Raw genomic sequence first — 16,832 nt, forward strand, 5'->3', positions numbered from 1 at the left:
ATACGCAGCACAGGGATGTGCCACCTGTGCGCAGGCGCTTTGCGCCTGCGCAGCGGAGGGTTGGCCGGTCTGTGACCGGTCAAGCCGACTCCAGGACCGCCACGAAGGCGGTTTTGGAGATCAGTAAAGGCTTCGATTCCGGCGTGCCTCAGCGAAGTCGGTGGGCTCCTGCCTGCGCAGGAACCACGGGCTGAGCATCTTCAGCCCTCGCTGCGCACCAGCCGCACTCTGGCGGCCTGCACCCCCGGCAACGCGCGCACCGCACGCAGCAGGTCGGGAATGGCCTCCACACGCCATTCCTCGCCCAGTTCCAGGTCGGCCTGGGCATTGGCATTGTGGTAGCCGTGCAAGGTGACGCTGGCCCTGCCGCCACGGAAGCCGGCCAGCGTCTGGCGCAGTTGCGCGGCGAAACCGGCGTCGATGCCGTTCAATTTCAACTGCAGCAGCCGCGCGTGGCGACGGCAGGCATCGGCCAGGGTCATGGCGCTACGGGCACGGATCTGGAAACCGCCGCCGGAGAACTCGTCGATGCGCAGACCGCCCTCGACGATGAGCATTTCATCGCGTACCAGCAGCGGCGCGACCTGCTGGTACAGCTCGCCGAAGAAGCTCACCTCGATCGCGCCGGTGCCGTCTTCCAGCCGTACGAAGGCATCGCTGTCGCCGCGCTTGCGCACGGCCACCACCATGCCCGCGGCCGTCCACGGCGTGTCGGGGCCGCGACGGAAGCGGTTGCCGTCGTCGCCGTCGCTCTTGCGCGGCTTGGGCGGCTGGTAGCGGTCGACGATCTCGCCCAGGGGGCAGGTGGCGAGCTGGGCCAGTTCCTCGCGCCAGGGATCGACGGGGTGGCCGGAGAGGTAGTGGCCCAGCGTGTCGCGCTCGCCCTGCAGCGTCTGCTCCAGCGGCCAGTCGGGCGCAGTGGGCAGGTCGATCTGCACCACCGGCGCGGCCGTGCCCATGGCGGCGCCGAACATGTCGTTCTGGCCGGACTGGCGATCGCGCAGGTGCTGTTCGGCGGCCTTGATCGCGTCGGGAAGCTGCAGCATCAGGCTGGCGCGGTTCGGCGCCAGCGCGTCGAGCGATCCGGAGAGGATCAGTGCCTCGAGCACGCGCCGGTTGAGCTTGGTAGGGTCGACGCGGCGGCAGAAGTCGGCGAGATCCTTGTAAACGCCGCCGTGCTGGCGTTCCGCGACGATGGACTCGCAGGCGCCCTGGCCTACGCCCTTGATCGCGCCGAGACCGTAGCGGATCACCTTGGGTTCGACGGCGACGAACATGAAGTCCGAGGCGTTCACGTCCGGCGCCAGCACGTCGAGGCCGATCGCCTTGGACTCGTCGATGAAGGTCACCGCCTTGTCGGTGTTGTCCATGTCCGACGAGATCGTCGCAGCCATGAACTCGGCAGGGTAGTGCGCCTTCAGCCACGCGGTCTGATAGGAGACCAGCGCGTAGGCGGCGGCGTGCGACTTGTTGAAGCCGTAGCCGGCGAACTTCTCCATCACGTCGAAGATTTCGTCGGCCTTGTCGCCGCCCACGCCGTCCTTGGCCGCGCCCTCGCGGAACTTGGCGCGCTCCTTCGCCATCTCCTCCACTTTCTTCTTGCCCATCGCGCGGCGCAGCAGGTCGGCGCCGCCGAGCGTGTAGCCGCCCACGATCTGCGCCATCTGCATCACCTGCTCCTGATAGACCATGATGCCGTAGGTCTCTTTCAGGACAGGCTCGACGCGCGGGTCTGGGTAGATCACCTCCTCGCGGCCGTGCTTGCGCGCCACGAAGTTGGGGATCAGGTCCATCGGGCCGGGTCGGTACAGCGCGCCCAGCGCGATAAGGTCGTCGAAGCGGTCGGGCTTCGCGTCCTTGAGCATGCGCTGCATGCCTGACGATTCGAACTGGAAGATGGCGACCGTCTTCGCCTTGGCGAAGACCTCGGCGTAGGTGGCGGCGTCGTCCAGCGGCAGCTTGGCGATGTCCAGCGGCTCCTCGCCGCTCTGCGCGCGGCGCACGTTGATCGCCTTCACCGCCCAGTCGATGATGGTGAGCGTGCGCAGGCCGAGGAAGTCGAATTTCACCAGGCCGACGGCTTCCACGTCGTCCTTGTCGTACTGGGTGACCACGCCCCCGCCGCCCGCTTCGCAGTACAGCGGCGCGTATTCGGTGAGCGTCTTTTGGCCGATCACCACGCCGCCCGCGTGCTTGCCGACGTTGCGGGTGAGGCTTTCCAGTTTCAGCGCGAGGTCGATCAGCGGACGCGCTTCGTCCTCGTCCTGCTCGTACAGCTCGCAGAATTCCTTGACGACGCGCTCGGGCTCCTTCTTCGACTTCTCCGTGCGGCCCAGTGCATCGGACAGCGTGAGGTCGAGCGGGCGCGGCGGGATCAGCTTGGCGATCTTGTCGACCGCGCCGTAGCCCATGCCCAGTACGCGGCCGGAATCGCGCAGCACCGCCTTCGCCGCCATCGAGCCGTAGGTGATGATCTGGCTGACGTGGTCGCGGCCGTACTTGCGCGCCACGTAGTCGATCACCTCGTCGCGGCGATCCATGCAGAAGTCGATGTCGAAGTCGGGCATCGACACGCGTTCGGGGTTGAGGAAGCGCTCGAACAGCAGGTTGAACTGCAGCGGATCGAGATCGGTGATCTTCAGCACCCACGCCACCAGCGAGCCCGCGCCCGAGCCGCGGCCCGGGCCCACCGGGATGCCGTTCTGTTTGCCCCAGTTGATGAAGTCCGCCACGATCAGGAAGTAGCCGGGGAACCCCATCTTGATGATGACGTCCAGCTCGCGTTCCAGCCGTGTCTCGTAGTCGGCGCGGCTGTAGCCCTCGGCCAGCGGCGCGGCGGCGAGGCGCTCTTCCAGGCCGTGCCGCGACAGTTCGCGGATGTGGCTGTTGAGGTCGTAGCCGTCCGGCACCGGGAAGTCGGGCAGGAAATACTCGCCGAACTTCAGTTCGAGGTTGCAGCGCTTCGCCAGCTCGACGGTGTTTTCCAGTACTTCTGGAATATCTGCAAAAAGCTCGAGCATTTCCTCGGGGGATTTCAGGTACTGCTGGTCGCTGTAGTCGCGCGGGCGCTTGGGATCGGCCAGTACGCGGCCCTGGTGGATGCACACGCGCGCCTCGTGCGCCTCGAAGTCGTCGCGCTTGAGAAAACGCACGTCGTTGCTGGCGACCACCGGCAGTTCGAGTTCGGCGGCAAGTGCCAGTGCGGCTGAGTTCCAGGTTTCCTCGCCTTCGCGGCCGCAGCGGGTGAGTTCGAGATACAGCCGATCCGGGAACAATCGCATCAGCGGGCGCAGCTTCGCCAGTGCGGCGTCGTGGCCCTGCGTCAATGCGGTGCGCGCCGTTTCGCTCTCGCGGCCGAGCAGGGCGATCAGGCCATCCGTCGCGACGGCGGTGAGCCAGGCCGCCTCGACCAGGGCGCGACCGCCGTGCTGGCCTTCCTGCCATGCGCGCGAGACGAGACGCGACAGGTTGAGGTAACCCTCTCGGTGCTGGCATAGCAAGGTGAGCCGCCATGGGCGCGGGTCGTCAGGTGCGCCGATCCACACGTCGCCGCCGCAGATCGGCTTGATGCCTGCTGCGCTGCACGCCTTGTAGAACTTCACCAGCGCGAACATGTTGCTTTCGTCGGTGAGCGCCACGGCAGGCATGCCGGCTTGCGCGCACGCGGCGACCATCGCCTTGATGCGGATGGTCGAATCGACCAGCGAATACTCGCTGTGCAGGTGGGTGTGGACGAAGCGTGCGGGCATGCGGATGGATGCGGTGAATCCATGCAGGCTAACCGGCACCCGATTCAGCGGCAAGATTGACTTCCGCGTGCTCCGCCCGGAACGGGCGCGCAGCTGGATTCTGGTCGTCGAACGCCGTCGGAGGAGTTCTTACAGGCCGCTTGCGTTATCGGTGACGGAAGGGGACTGCTTCTCGGCCAGCAGCTCGTTGATCTCCCCCACCAGGGTGTCGAGCATGTCTTCGCCGTAGCGGACGTGTATGTGCGCTATCGTGCCGTCGCGATGCAGCATCACCATCACCGGGATGCCTCGGGCGGTGCCATAGGGCTTGCCGAGTGTGCCGTCGCGGTCCCAGGTCATCAGCAAGCCGGGCAGCAGCGGGCGTAAGACGCGCACGGTGTTCACGAAGACGTGCCGATCTTCGCGATAGTTGATGGAGACTACCTGCAATGGCAGGCCGCGCTGCGTGGCCAATGACTGGAACTTTGCCAGCACCGGCATCTCCTTCATGCAGTAGCCGCACCTGGTGGCCCAGAAACTGACCACCACGACCTTGCCGCGCAACGACGAAACCGTGACCTCTTTGCCTTCCTGGGTCGTGTCCAGCGCATCCGGCGGCGTGTCGCCCGGTTGCACGTGAGCGTGGACGACCAGGCAGAACAGCAGCCCGGGCAATACGGCGGCGATGCGGCGCATGCTGTCCCTCCCCCCATGAAGTGCCGCCAGCGTATCGAGCGGAGCAGAGCGAGGGAAACATCGCCATTTCAACGCACGTGGAAGCGTCCTTCCTCCTGTTCCTCGCTGGGCGACAGGTAATGGCCGAGGCTGTCCACTTTCAGCGGGAGGAGGTTGTAGTCGGCATGCGGCAGGGCGCTTTTTTCGACGCTGCCGGCGGCAGGTTCGATTCGCATCGGCGGAGACATGTCGGCCGGTACGGGGGGAATGCTTGGAGGGTTGGACGTGGGCATCATGGCACGGCTCCTGCGATCGGCGATGCGCGCTATGCGCAACGGTGGCAGCGGCCGGCTGGGCCGGTCTGGCGGGACGTCGCCGCTGCTGCGGACGCGTCCATGCGGACATGGTTTCCTGTAGTGAATGATGCTCCCGCGCGGGAAAAAGTTGCATAGACCGATGGCCCATGCCGGCAGCCTTGCCGGGGGGCAATCAGCAATCGTGACCTTCCCGGAGCGGCGCCACCTGATCCAGCGCAAGGCGCACTGGGGCGAAGCTGCGCCGATGCTGCGCACAGGGTCCCAGCTGCTGCAGCGCGGCCAGGTGAGCGGGCGTGGGGTAACCCTTGTGCACGGCGAAGCCGTAGCCGGGATGGCTGGCATCCAGCGCCACCATCAGGCGGTCGCGGGTCACCTTGGCGAGGATAGAGGCGGCGCTGATCGCCGGTTCCAGCGCGTCGCCGCCCACGATGGCGCGTCCGGGACAGGGCAAGTCCTTCGGCAGCTTGTTGCCGTCCACCAGGGCCTCGTGCGCGGCAGGTGCGAGGCCGGCCACTGCGCGGCTCATGCCGGCCATGGTGGCCTGGAAAATGTTGAGGCGGTCGATTTCTTCCGCTTCCACCACCACGATGCAATGCGACAGTGCGCGCTCGACGATCTGCGGGTACAGCGCTTCGCGCTTCTTCTCGCTGAGTTTCTTGGAGTCGTCGAGGCCGGGGATGGGGCGTGCCGGGTCGAGGATCACGGCGGCCACCACCACAGGGCCGGCGAGCGGGCCGCGACCGGCTTCGTCAACGCCCGCTTTTAAATAAACTGCGCTGGCCGAAGTTGAATTATTCATGTGCGCCAGAAAATCTCTATGAGTGCTGATCCGCACGGCACGTTCGCCTCCTCACCCTCCGAGGAGAGGATTGAGGTGAGGACCAAGACTTGCGGTCAGGTTGTTCAGAGGGTGCTTCGATTCAGCCTCAGCGCGAGCACTTGTCCCTCACCCGCGGCCCTTTCCGCGGACGGGGAGGGAGAAAGGCGGTTCCAGCAACTCCGCGATCGCTCCTGCCGCCGCATCCGCCGCGCTGCCATCCAGGTCGGCGCGCAAGGCCCGGTGCAATTGCTCGAACGCCGCCACGATGGCGCCGCGGCGTTCGCTGTCGTTGAACAGGGCGAGTACGGCGTCGGCGAGCTTCGCGGCGGTGCAGTCATCCTGCATCAGCTCGGGCGCCAGCACGACGTGCTCGCCCAAGCCGCAGGCACGGGCGAGGATGTTGGGCAGGGCATAGACGTCGGTCTTGAGCATGCGCAGCAGCTTCGCGATACGGTAGCTCACGGGCGAAACGCGGTAGCCCACCACCATCGGGCGCTTGGCCAGCATCGCTTCCAGCGTGGCGGTGCCGGACGCAAGCAGCACCACGTCGGCGGCCTGCATGGCTTCATGCGCGTGACCATCCAGCAACTGCAGCGTGGCGACGCCTTGCTGCGCCTTGGCGAGCAAGCTGCGCAACTGTTCCAGCATGCGCGGATTGGCAGCCGGTATCACCACGCGCAGGCCGGGCAAGGCGGCGGCGACACGCCGCGCGGCATCGAGGAAAGGTTCGCCCAGGCGCGCCAGTTCGCTGCCGCGGCTGCCGGGCAGCACGGCCAGCACCGGTGCATCCTGCGGCAGTTGCAGGGCCTCGCGCGCCGCGGCGCGGTCGGACACCAGCGGGAAGCGGTCGGCCAGCGGGTGGCCGGTGAAACGCGCGTCGACACCGTGCTTCGAGTAGATCGCCGGTTCCATCGGGAACAGGCACAGCACCCGGTCGGCCGAGCGGCCGATTTTTCCGGCGCGCTTTTCGCGCCACGCCCACACCGAAGGACTGACGTAGTGGACGGTGCGCAAGCCGGCCTGTCGCAGTCGCTCCTCCACGCCGAGGTTGAAATCCGGTGCGTCGATGCCGACCACCAGCGCCGGCTGTGCGGCGATCAGGCGCGCGACCAGTTCCTTGCGCAGTTTGAGCAGGCGAGGCAGATGCGTCACCACTTCGGCGAAGCCGAACAGCGACAGTTCGTGGATGTCGTACCAGGACTCGAAGCCCTGTGTCTGCATGCGTTTGCCGCCGATGCCGACGAAGCGCGCCTGCGGGTAGCGGGCACGCAGCGCGTCGATCAGGTCGGCGCCGAGCTGGTCGCCGGAGTCCTCGCCGGCAAGGAGGGCAATGGTTGGGTACTGTGCTTCGTTCATGTGGAGAGCGGGAGCAAGAGCTCGTGCCTGATTGCCAGACAAGCGGGGCGCTTATCTGGCGAGCGACCTCTCGCTGCGTTCGATGAACTCCAGCATCGCGCGTACGTCGGCGCTGTCCTGTGCCTGCGTGGCGAGTTGCTCGCGCGCCTCGGCCTGCGACAGGCCTGCCATGTACAACGTGCGGTAAGCGCGCTTGATCGCGGCGACCCGCGCGCCGTCGAAGCCGCGGCGTTTCAGGCCTTCGCTGTTGATGCCGCGCGGCCGGCCGGTCTGCTCGTTCGCCATCATCAGGAACGGCGGCACGTCGGCACCTACCAGGCAGCCCATCGCGATGAAGGCGTGCGCTCCCACCTTGCCGAACTGGTGCACGCCGGCGTAGCCGGAGATGATCACCCAGTCGCCGATTTCCACATGCCCGGCCAGCGCGGAATAGTTGGAGAACACCACGTGGTTGCCGACCTGACAGTCGTGCGCGATGTGCACGTAGGCGAGCAACCAGTTGTCATCGCCGATGCGAGTGATGCCGCCGCCGTCGCCGGTGCCGCGGTTGATGGTGACGAATTCGCGGATCAGGTTGCGGTCGCCGATCACCAGTTCGGTGCGCTCGCCTTGCCACTTCTTGTCCTGCGGATCGCCGCCGATCGAGGCGAATTGGGAGATGCGGTTGTCGCGGCCGATCCTGGTGGGTCCCTCGATCACTACATGGGGACCGATCACGGTGCCGTCGCCGATTTCCACGTCGGCACCGACCACGCTGTAGGCGCCGATGCTGACATTGGCGCCGATCCTTGCCGACGGGTCGATCTGCGCGGTGGCGTGGATCATTTCTCCGACCTCGCCGCGCACATCAACTCGCAACTGGCCACTTCCTTGCCGTCCACCAGGGTGCGCGCGGCGAACAAGCCCATGCCGCGCATCACGCGCTTCACCGAAACTTCCAGTCGCAGCTGGTCGCCCGGCACCACCGGTGCGCTGAAGCGCGCATTGTCCACTTTGACCAGATAGAACAGCGGACTGCCGGTGTTGCCCTTGATGCGATTGCTGAGCTGGGTAAGCAAGCCGGCGGCCTGCGCCATGGCTTCCACGATCAGCACGCCCGGCATCACCGGATGGCCGGGGAAGTGGCCGTTGAAGAACGGCTCATTGATGGTGACGTTCTTGATCGCTACGGCGCTCTGGTCGGGCACCAGTTCGATCACGCGGTCGACCAGCAGGAACGGATAGCGGTGCGGCAGCAGCTGCTGGATCTGCTCCACGGTCACCGGGAAGGTCACAGGGGCGGGGGCGTCACTCATCGTTCTTGTCCTTCTCCAGCGCCGCGAGGCGGCGCACGAAATCATCCAGGTGCTTGAAGCGGGCGGCGCTCTTGCGCCAGCTGCGGTTCTCCTGCAGCGGCGTGCCGGAGGAATACTCGCCCGGCTCGCGTATCGAATGCGTTACCAGGCTCTTGGCGGTAATGGTAACCCGGTCCGCCAGTTCCAGATGGCCCAGCACGCCGGCGTTGCCGCCGATCATGCAGTAACGGCCGATCCTGGCGCTGCCTGCCACGGCGGAGCAGCCGGCAAGCGCAGAGTGGGCGCCGATGCGTACGTTGTGGGCGATCTGGATCTGGTTGTCCAGCCGCACGTCTTCTTCCAGCACGGTGTCGTCCAGCGCGCCGCGGTCGATGGTGGTGTTGGCGCCGATCTCGCAGTCGTCGCCGATGCGTACGCCGCCGAGCTGGGGGATCTTCACCCAGTGATCGCGCTCGAAGGCGAGGCCGAAGCCGTCCGAGCCGATCACCGCGCCGGGATGCACCAGCACGCGCTTGCCCAGCATCACGCGCGTGACCAGGGTCACCCGTGCCACCAGACGCGATTGCGCGCCCACCGTGCAGCCTTCGCCCACGATGCAGTGCGGACCGAGCACGACGCCATCCTCGACCACGGCATCGTTGCCGATCACGCAGCACGGCCCGATGCTTGCGCTGGCGCTGACCTTCGCACCGCTGTCCACCACGGCGGTGGGATGGATGCCGGGTGCGGCGGCCGGCAGGCGTTCGAACAGGGCGGCGACCTTCGCGTAAGCCACGTAGGGATCGGCGGCGACGAGGGCATCGACCTTGCAGTCGGCGAGGTTTTCCTCGCGCAGGATCACCGCGCCGGCGGCGGTTGCGGCCAGTTGCGCGCCGTACTTGCTGTTGGAAAGGAAGGCCAGCTGGCTGCTGCCGGCGTTCGCCAGCGTGGCGATGCCTTCGATGCGGCGATTGCCGTCGCCGCGCAGGCGCAGGCCGAAGCGTTCGGCCAGTTCGGCAAGCGTATGGCTGGGTGGCTGGCTCAAGCAGTGCTCCTCGGCAGGTCGGCCATTGTATCGGCCAGGCGCCAAAACGCGAAAAGCGCGGCAAGCCGCGCTTTTCGTCATGCCGCAGATTCGCTTCCGGTCAGAAGGTAGAGCCGAAGGTGAACTGGATGCGCTCCTCGTAATAGCCGTCGCCCGGCTGGGTGCGGAACGGCAGCGCGAAGTTGATGATCATCGGCCCCATCGGCGACTGCCAGTGCAGCGACAGGCCGGTGGAAGCACGCAGCGTGCTGGCGGAGAAGCTGTTCCAGTTCGCGTAGGCGTTGCCGGTGTCCACGAACCAGGAGACGCGCGCGGTGTTGATGTCCTTGAGGAAAGGCAGCGGCAGGTACAGCTCGGCCGTGCCCAGCACCTTCATCGCGCCGCCGACGGGCTGCGCATAGTTGTAGTAACTGTTGTTGCAGTAGCTGCCGGTGTTCGCAGCGACCGTGCCGGTGCCGCCGCAGAGGCGCGGACCCAGGGTGTTGTCCTGGAAGCCGCGCACGTCGCTCACGCCGCCGGAGTAGAAGTTGTCCCAGAACGGGAAGTCGTTGCGCATGTCGGTGACGATATGGGTGGGGTCGGCCGCAAGGCTGGCCTTCTGCAGCGCGTCGAGGGCGGTGTCGCTGATACCGTTCTGGCCGTAGGTCTTGCCATAGCCGAGGACGCCCTTGAGGTAGAGCACGAAGCCGCCGCCGATCGGCCAGTAATGGTCGGCCTGACCGGTCGCCTTCCAGTATTTCACGGTGGAGCCGGGCAGGCCCACTTCGGTGTTCAACGACAGCTGGCCGCCGCGGGTGGGGGCCCAGTAGCCGTTCTGGGTGTTCATGTTCCAGCCGAAGGTGCCGATCGTCGAATGGATCGTGTAGTGGCCGATCTCGTCCTGGTAGTCGATCAGCTGCTGCGGCGTATAGCCGGGGATGGAGTTGACCTTGTTGCTGCTGAGGCCGATGCCGGCGCGCAAGCTCTGGAAGTCGGTGATCGGGAACCCGAGGTAGGTGGAGAATGCGCGCTGGCTGGTGGAGTAGTCGGCGAACTCGCCGTTGTCGACGTTGTTGTAGTCGGTCTTGGAGTAGGTCAGGTTGTAGCCGATGCCCACGCCGTTGTTGGTGAGGTAAGGGTTGTAGTAGTTGGCGTTGTAGGTGGTCTGGTAAGCACTGCGCTGGCCGCTCACCGACACCGTGTCGCCGCTGCCGAACAGGTTACGCTCCGACACCGAAGCGGACAGGATGATGCCCGAATACTGCGAGTAGCCGATGCCGAACTGCAGGCTGCCGGCGGACTGTTCCTCGACCTTGACGGTGACGTCCACCTGGTCGTCGGAACCCGGCACCTTCTTCTTGTCGATGTCGACCTTCTTGAAGTAGCCCAACTGCTGCAGGCGGTTCTTGGAGCGGTCGATGATGCCCTGCGAGTACCAGGCGCCTTCGAGCTGGCGCATTTCGCGGCGCAGCACGTTGTCCTCGGTGAGCGTGTTGCCCTCGAAGATCACGCGGCGCACGTACACGCGCTGGCCCGGTTCGATGTAGAGCGTGAGGTCGACGGTGCGCTTTTCCTTGTCCAGCTTGGGGTACGGCGTGACCTTGGCAAAGGCGTAGCCGATGTTGGCCAGCAGCGCCTTGATCGCCTTGGTGCTGGTTTCGATGGCGCCGCGATTGAACACGTCGCCCGGCTTGACGAACACCAGCTGACGCAGCGTGGTTTCCGGCAGCACCAGGGTGCCAAGCAGCTTCACGTCGGAAATCTTGTAGATCTCGCCTTCCTTCACGTCGGCGGCGATGTACATCGACTGCTTGTCGGGAGCGATCGTCACCTGGGTGGAATCGACGCCGAAGTCGGCGTAACCGCGGTTCATGTAGTAGGACTGCAGTTTCTCCAGGTCGCCGGAGAGCTTTTCCTGCGAGTACTGGTCGTTCTTGGAGTACCAGGACATCCAGTTCGGCGTGCCCAGTTCGAAGTCGTCGCGGATCGCCTTGTCGGTGAACGCGTGGTTGCCGACGATGTTGATCTCCTTGATCTTCGCCACCTGGCCTTCGCGGATCTCGATGTCGATGGCCACGCGGTTGCGGTCCAGCTTCACCACGTGAGGGAGCACCGTGACGCTGTACTTGCCGCGGTTGTAGTACTGGTGGATCAGCTCCTGCTGCACGTTGTCCAGCGCCAGCCGGTCGAAGGTCTCGCCTTCCGCCAGTCCGATGGACTTCAGGCCCTTCTGCAGGTCTTCGGTCTTGATGTCCTTGTTGCCGCGGATGGTGAGCTTGGCGATCGAGGGACGCTCCACCACCTTGATGACGAGGATGTTGCCGTCGCGTTCCAGCTCCACGTCGCTGAAGAACTTGGTCTGGTACAGCGCGCGAACCGCCCGCTGCGCCATGGCATCGGTCATCTGGTCGCCGCGGCTGACCGGCAGGTAGTTGAACACGGTGCCCGCGGAGATGCGGGTGAGGCCGTCGATGCGGATGTCCGAGATGACGAACGGGTCGAAGGCGAGCGCCTTGGCAGAGAGGGAGGCAAGCAGCAGCAGGGCGGCGATACGCTTCATCGTCGGTTCCGGTGGGTGGTTTCGATCAGGCCGTCGGCCCGATCAAGGCACGCGGCGGGGTTGGGCCCCGCCGCGAGAAAAAACAGGCGCCCGCGAGGGCACCGAATGTGGCATCGACGAACCGTGTGGAGGTGGATCGTCGGCGTCACGACAGCAACAGGCGATGGATGTCGTTGTAGAACACCAAACCCATCAGACTGAACAACAGCACCAACCCTATGTACTGGCCGATGGCTGTGGCCTGTTCACTGAGTGGGCTGCCCTTGAGCAACTCAATAAGGTAATACAGCAGGTGCCCACCATCCAAGACGGGGATGGGCAGCAGGTTCAGCACCGCGAGATTCAGCGACACCATGGCGAGGAACCACAGGAACCACGCAGGGCCCGCCTGGGCGGTGGCGTTCGCGATCTGGGCAATGCCGATCACGCTGGACAGGTTCTTGGGCGAGGCCTCGCCGCCCAGCATCTTGCCGACCATGCCGAAGGTCTGCATGAGGTTGTGTCCGGTGCCGACCAGCGCTTCGTGCAGGGCGCGCACGGGACCATAGCGCAGCGTAGCGGCTTCCAGAGGCTGTGCGCCGATACCAATCACCCAGTTCGGCGACTGGCCCTGCAGCGATTCGTACTTGGCCACGACCTGCAACGGCACCGTCTTGCCGTTGCGCTCGACCACGATGGCCAGCTTAGGCGACGCAACCGCGCCTTGCCGCACCAGATTGCCGACCGCGCTGTAATCCGGCACCGGTTTGCCGTCGATGCTGAGGATGCGGTCGCCCGCCTGCATGCCGCCCAGCGCTGCGGGGTGGTCGGGCAGCACCGTCGCGGCCACCGCGGGGGAGGGCGCCAATTCCAGGCCCAGGATCGTGCTGTACTGGTCGATGGTCTGGCCGGGCGGCAGCTTGTCCAGAGGCAGCACCAACTGCCGCAGCGTGCCAGTGGCATCGCGCACCGTCAGCGGCAACGGGCTGCGATCCAGCATGGCGTTGTTCACCGCATCCACCGAATCGCTCCACGTAGCCACGTCACGGCCACCGATGCTGAGGATGCGGTCACCTGGCTTGATGCCCGCTACCGCGGCCATGCTATGCGGTTGCGAGGTGACGACAGGTGCGGTGTCGGGCCGGCCCAGCATGAACATCAGCCACAGCGCGGCCACGGTGAAGATCAGGTTGAAGCCCGGCCCGGCCAGCACGATCAGGATGCGCTTCCACACCGGCTGGGTGGTGAATTCCTGGTCGCGGAACTGCGGTGGCACGGCGCCTTCGCGCGCGTCCAGCATCTTTACGTAGCCGCCCAGCGGGATCGCGGCGATCTGGTACTCGCAGCCATCGCGGCCGGTGCGTTTCCACAACGCCTTGCCGAAGCCCACAGAGAAGCGCAGTACCCGCACACCACAGCGGCGCGCGACCCAGTAGTGGCCGAACTCATGGAAAGTCACCAGCACGCCCAGCGTGACCAGCAACCAGAACACCGAGCCGAAGAAGGAAGTCATCAAACGCCGAGGACAGGAATCTATCTGGGAAGGATATCAGCAAGCCCGCCGCAGCAGGCGCCGGGCCGCAGCCCGCGCCTCGCCGTCGCGCGCGACAAGGGACTCCACATCGACCACGGCTTGCGCCGGCAGTTCCGTGAGCACGGCCTCCACCACCTCGGCGATGGCGAGGAAGGGCAGGGTGCCGGCCAGGAAGGCCTTCACCGCCACCTCGTTTGCCGCATTCAGGATCGCGGGGGCATCGCCACCGGCGCGCAGCGCCTGGAAGGCGAGGGCGAGGCAGCGGAAGGTGTCCAGGTCTGGTGCCTCGAACTGCAGGGCACCGCCATCGGCGAGGTCCAGTCGGGACACGCCTGCCTCGATGCGTTCCGGCCATGCCAAGGCATGGGCGATGGCGGTACGCATGTCGGGGTTGCCGAGCTGGGCCAGCACCGAGCCGTCCACGTACTCCACCAGCGAGTGCACCAGGCTCTGCGGGTGCACCAGTACGTCGATCGCGTCCGGCGGCGCGCCGAACAGGTGATGCGCCTCGATCACTTCGAGGCCTTTGTTCATCAACGTGGCCGAGTCCACCGAAATCTTGCGGCCCATCGACCATTTCGGATGCTTGCAGGCCTGGTCGGGCGTCACTGCGGCCAGCTCGGCCCGCGAACGACCGCGGAACGGGCCGCCGGAGGCGGTGAGGACCAGTCGGCGCACGCCGCTTTTCGCCAGGTCGGGGCGACCGCCGGGCAGGCATTGGAAGATCGCGTTGTGTTCGGAATCGACCGGGATCAGTTCACCGCCGCCCGCGCGCAATGCTTCCAGCAGCAGTGGACCGCCAAGCACGATGGATTCCTTGTTCGCCAGCAGCAGGCGCTTGCCGGCGCGCGCCGCGGCGAGGGTGGAATCCAATCCTGCGGCGCCGACGATGGCGGCCACGACGATGTCACACGACGTGCCTGCGGTGGCGGCTGTGAGCGCATGGTGGCCGCTGGCCACCGTGCAGCGCACGCCGGCAGCAGCGAGTCTGCGCGCCAGTTCGCCCTCCAGCGTGGAGTCGGCGATCACGGCCAGATCGGGGCGGAAGCGTTCGCACAGCTCGGCCAGTGCGGCCACGTTGCTGTGAGCGCTCAGGATGCTGGCGCGGAAACGGTCCGGGTGTCGCGCGATCACGTCCAGCGTGCTGGCGCCGATCGAACCGGTTGCGCCGAGGACGGCGACTTTCTTCATCTCACAGACCCAGCAACTGCAAGCCCAGTGCGAACACCGGGAGAGCCGCGAACACGCTGTCCAGCCGATCCAGCAAGCCACCGTGGCCGGGGAAGACGCTGCCCGAATCCTTCATGCCGGCATGGCGCTTCATCAGGCTCTCCAGCAGGTCGCCCACGATGGAGACGGCTACCGTAATGGCGGCCAGTACGCCGAGGCCGAGCAGCGCCGTGTCGCGCACGTCCAGCAGCCAGCCGCCAGCCAGCGCCACCAGCACGCCGGCGACCATCGCGCCGTACGCGCCGGCCCAGGTCTTGCCGGGACTGATCTGCGGCGCCAGCTTACGCTTGCCGAAGGTGCGTCCGCTGAAGTACGCGCCGATGTCGGCTGCCCACACGATCACCAACGCCAGCAGCAGCCACCAGTGGCCATGCACCTCGCGGCCGTGCAGCGCGATCAGCGCGACCCACGCGGGGAAAATCACGAAGGCGCCGGCTGCGAGCTTCAGCGTGCGGTTTTCCGGTGTGGGCGCGGCACCGAGGGCGAAGTGCCGCAGCCAGAGGCAGGCCAGCAGCCACCAAGCCACGCCCAGCACCAGCAGCAGAGGCATCAGCGCGCCGGCGTGCCCCAGCCACAGCAGTGCGAACAGCACCGCGGCAGACACGAGCAGGGCCATGCGTGAGGCGGGCTTCTGCACGTTGGCGAGGCGAGTCCACTCCTCCATTGCGCCGAGGAATACCGCTGCGCCCACCAGGGCGATCCATGGGGTGGAAAGCAGCAGGATGATGGCGATCGCCAGCGGCGCGAGCAGCAAGGCGGTGAGGACGCGCTGTTGCAACATGCTTACCCCTTGTCCATGGCGACCTGGTCGCCGGTGCGGCCGTAGCGGCGTTCGCGCCGGCCGTAGTCCTCGATCGCCCGGTGCAGGCTGGCCTGGTCGAAGTCTGGCCACAGGGTATCGGTGAAATGCAGTTCGGCATAGGCCGCCTGCCACAGCAGGAAGTTGCTGAGCCGGCAGTCGCCCCCGGTACGGATGAACAGGTCCAGCGGCGGCAGTTCGGCCAGGCACATGCGACGGCCCAGTTCGGCCTCGTCGACGGCCTCGGCGCGCAGCTCGCCGCGCGCCACCGCGCAAGCGGCATCGCGCGCGGCCTGCGCGATGTCCCAGCGGCCGCCGTAGTTCACTGCGATGTTGAGGTGCAGCTTGTGGTTGCCGGCGGTGCGTGCCATCGAGGCCTGCATGCGCTCGCGCAGTGGCTCGTCGAAGGCAGTCAGGTCGCCGGTGAAGCGCAGCCGCACGCCTTGGGCATGCAGTTCGTCGGTTTCCTTGTCCAGCGCCCGCACGAACAAGCCCATGAGCGCGCCGACCTCTTCTTCGGGGCGCTGCCAGTTCTCGCTGGAGAAGGCGAACAGGGTAAGCGCCTCCACGCCTTCGCGCAGGCAGCCCTCCACCACTTCGCGCACGGCCTTGCGGCCGGCATTGTGGCCGAAGCTGCGCGGGCGATGGCGCAGCTTCGCCCAGCGGCCGTTGCCATCCATCACGATGGCGATATGGCGCGGGATGGCGGGAGTCTTGGTCATCGGCGGGGCTTTTGTGTCCTTCTCCCCTTCTGGGGAGAGGGTGCCCCGGAGGGGCGGATGAGGGGCGGGTGTCTGCCGCGCCGCGGCTCAAGGCGAATCGAGCCGAAAGGGTGCCGCAAGACTGTCTCCTCTGCCTTTGCCTTCTTCTCGGGGAAGAGAGGGGAACGCGTGGTGCCGTGCGGGTTCGTTGTTCCGGGCGCGGCCGTTGCCCGGAATCGCGGGTTCCGCTGTGGCGTCCGTTACATGGACATCAACTCGTCTTCCTTCGTCTTCACCACGCCATCCACGTCCTTCACGAAGCGGTCGGTGAGCTTCTGGATCTCGTCGTCGGCGCGGCGCTCCTCGTCTTCGCTGATCTGCTTGTCCTTGAGCAGGTCCTTCACTTTCTGCATGGCATCGCGGCGCACGTTGCGGATCGCGATCTTCGCGTTCTCGCCCTCGTGCGACACATGCTTGGCCAGTTCGCGGCGGCGCTCCTCGGTGAGCGGCGGCAGGTTGAGGCGGATCACGGTACCGGCGGTGGTCGGCGTGATGCCGATGTCCGAGCCCAGGATGGCCTTCTCGACCGGGCCGACCAGGCTCTTGTCGAACGGCGTGATGACGATGGAGCGCGCATCAGCGAGTGCCACCGTGGCCACCTGGTTCAGGGGCATCTCGGAACCGTAGGCAGGCACCCGGATACCGTCCACCAGCGCGGTGCTGGCGCGGCCGGTGCGCAGGCGGGTGAGCTCGTGCCTGAGCGCGTCGATGCTCTTGCCCATGCGGGTCTGGGCATCGGTCTTGATGTCGTTGATCATGGGCGTTCCCCGGAAAA

Annotated in this window: 14 protein-coding genes; all 14 read right to left on the bottom strand. The window is 66.3% G+C overall.

The genetic code is table 11. The annotated features are described in order from the left end of the window. Window positions 1–200: 200 nt before the first annotated feature. A complete protein-coding gene (gene dnaE, locus IHE49_RS01605; RefSeq protein ID WP_192155379.1) occupies window positions 201–3,749 on the bottom strand; it encodes a DNA polymerase III subunit alpha in 3,549 nt (1,182 codons plus the stop codon). A 129-nt stretch (window positions 3,750–3,878) separates the two neighbouring features. Beyond that, the gene (locus IHE49_RS01610; protein ID WP_192154303.1) at window positions 3,879–4,424 is read right to left on the bottom strand and encodes a TlpA disulfide reductase family protein; all 546 of its coding nucleotides are present in this window, start codon (window positions 4,422–4,424) and stop codon (window positions 3,879–3,881) included. Window positions 4,425–4,492: 68 nt separating this feature from the next. Continuing rightward, entirely contained in the window at window positions 4,493–4,699 is a 207-nt protein-coding gene (locus IHE49_RS01615; RefSeq protein ID WP_192154304.1) for a hypothetical protein, read from the bottom strand. 193 nt (window positions 4,700–4,892) lie between these two features. Further along, window positions 4,893–5,519 (bottom strand): ribonuclease HII, encoded by a 627-nt coding sequence (gene rnhB / locus IHE49_RS01620; protein ID WP_192154306.1) that lies wholly within the window; start codon window positions 5,517–5,519, stop codon window positions 4,893–4,895. A gap of 147 nt (window positions 5,520–5,666) precedes the next feature. After that, window positions 5,667–6,896, bottom strand: a complete 1,230-nt coding sequence (gene lpxB / locus IHE49_RS01625; protein WP_192154308.1) for a lipid-A-disaccharide synthase — start codon at window positions 6,894–6,896, stop codon at window positions 5,667–5,669. Between the two features lie 51 nt (window positions 6,897–6,947). Next, window positions 6,948–7,721, bottom strand: a complete 774-nt coding sequence (gene lpxA / locus IHE49_RS01630; RefSeq protein WP_192154310.1) for an acyl-ACP--UDP-N-acetylglucosamine O-acyltransferase — start codon at window positions 7,719–7,721, stop codon at window positions 6,948–6,950. Next, window positions 7,718–8,191 carry a 3-hydroxyacyl-ACP dehydratase FabZ gene (gene fabZ / locus IHE49_RS01635; protein WP_192154312.1) on the bottom strand — a complete coding sequence of 158 codons (474 nt, stop codon included), beginning with the start codon at window positions 8,189–8,191 and terminating at the stop codon, window positions 7,718–7,720. The genes lpxA and fabZ overlap by 4 nt, the downstream gene beginning before the upstream one ends. Then, window positions 8,184–9,215, bottom strand: coding sequence for a UDP-3-O-(3-hydroxymyristoyl)glucosamine N-acyltransferase (lpxD, locus tag IHE49_RS01640; protein WP_225578100.1), 1,032 nt, complete (start codon window positions 9,213–9,215; stop codon window positions 8,184–8,186). The genes fabZ and lpxD overlap by 8 nt, the downstream gene beginning before the upstream one ends. 100 nt (window positions 9,216–9,315) lie before the next feature. Then, window positions 9,316–11,754, bottom strand: coding sequence for an outer membrane protein assembly factor BamA (gene bamA / locus IHE49_RS01645; protein ID WP_192154316.1), 2,439 nt, complete (start codon window positions 11,752–11,754; stop codon window positions 9,316–9,318). A 145-nt stretch (window positions 11,755–11,899) separates the two neighbouring features. Then, on the bottom strand, window positions 11,900–13,246 hold the full coding sequence (gene rseP, locus IHE49_RS01650) for an RIP metalloprotease RseP (RefSeq protein ID WP_192154319.1): 1,347 nt from the start codon (window positions 13,244–13,246) through the stop codon (window positions 11,900–11,902). Window positions 13,247–13,282: 36 nt separating this feature from the next. Further along, window positions 13,283–14,458: a 1-deoxy-D-xylulose-5-phosphate reductoisomerase gene (locus IHE49_RS01655; protein WP_192154321.1), complete on the bottom strand. Its 1,176-nt coding sequence runs from the start codon at window positions 14,456–14,458 to the stop codon at window positions 13,283–13,285. A 1-nt stretch (window position 14,459) separates the two neighbouring features. Beyond that, window positions 14,460–15,278, bottom strand: coding sequence for a phosphatidate cytidylyltransferase (locus IHE49_RS01660; RefSeq protein ID WP_192154323.1), 819 nt, complete (start codon window positions 15,276–15,278; stop codon window positions 14,460–14,462). Window positions 15,279–15,280: 2 nt separating this feature from the next. Further along, on the bottom strand, window positions 15,281–16,018 hold the full coding sequence (uppS, locus tag IHE49_RS01665; protein ID WP_192154325.1) for a polyprenyl diphosphate synthase: 738 nt from the start codon (window positions 16,016–16,018) through the stop codon (window positions 15,281–15,283). A gap of 239 nt (window positions 16,019–16,257) precedes the next feature. Continuing rightward, window positions 16,258–16,815, bottom strand: a complete 558-nt coding sequence (gene frr / locus IHE49_RS01670; protein WP_192154327.1) for a ribosome recycling factor — start codon at window positions 16,813–16,815, stop codon at window positions 16,258–16,260. Window positions 16,816–16,832: the final 17 nt, after the last annotated feature.

The sequence above is a fragment of the Rhodanobacter sp. 7MK24 genome, assembly GCF_014842995.1.
In the GTDB taxonomy this organism is placed as follows: Bacteria; Pseudomonadota; Gammaproteobacteria; order Xanthomonadales; family Rhodanobacteraceae; genus Rhodanobacter_A.

What these genes read in the sequence shown, in the direction of transcription:
- IHE49_RS01655 (WP_192154321.1), bottom strand. Translation starts at nt 14,458, where the DNA reads ATGAAGAAAGTCGCCGTCCTCGGCGCAACCGGTTCGATCGGCGCCAGC.
- bamA (WP_192154316.1), bottom strand. Translation starts at nt 11,754, where the DNA reads ATGAAGCGTATCGCCGCCCTGCTGCTGCTTGCCTCCCTCTCTGCCAAG.
- frr (WP_192154327.1), bottom strand. Translation starts at nt 16,815, where the DNA reads ATGATCAACGACATCAAGACCGATGCCCAGACCCGCATGGGCAAGAGC.
- dnaE (WP_192155379.1), bottom strand. Translation starts at nt 3,749, where the DNA reads ATGCCCGCACGCTTCGTCCACACCCACCTGCACAGCGAGTATTCGCTG.
- lpxA (WP_192154310.1), bottom strand. Translation starts at nt 7,721, where the DNA reads ATGATCCACGCCACCGCGCAGATCGACCCGTCGGCAAGGATCGGCGCC.
- uppS (WP_192154325.1), bottom strand. Translation starts at nt 16,018, where the DNA reads ATGACCAAGACTCCCGCCATCCCGCGCCATATCGCCATCGTGATGGAT.
- lpxB (WP_192154308.1), bottom strand. Translation starts at nt 6,896, where the DNA reads ATGAACGAAGCACAGTACCCAACCATTGCCCTCCTTGCCGGCGAGGAC.
- IHE49_RS01610 (WP_192154303.1), bottom strand. Translation starts at nt 4,424, where the DNA reads ATGCGCCGCATCGCCGCCGTATTGCCCGGGCTGCTGTTCTGCCTGGTC.
- IHE49_RS01660 (WP_192154323.1), bottom strand. Translation starts at nt 15,278, where the DNA reads ATGTTGCAACAGCGCGTCCTCACCGCCTTGCTGCTCGCGCCGCTGGCG.
- fabZ (WP_192154312.1), bottom strand. Translation starts at nt 8,191, where the DNA reads ATGAGTGACGCCCCCGCCCCTGTGACCTTCCCGGTGACCGTGGAGCAG.
- IHE49_RS01615 (WP_192154304.1), bottom strand. Translation starts at nt 4,699, where the DNA reads ATGATGCCCACGTCCAACCCTCCAAGCATTCCCCCCGTACCGGCCGAC.
- rseP (WP_192154319.1), bottom strand. Translation starts at nt 13,246, where the DNA reads ATGACTTCCTTCTTCGGCTCGGTGTTCTGGTTGCTGGTCACGCTGGGC.
- rnhB (WP_192154306.1), bottom strand. Translation starts at nt 5,519, where the DNA reads ATGAATAATTCAACTTCGGCCAGCGCAGTTTATTTAAAAGCGGGCGTT.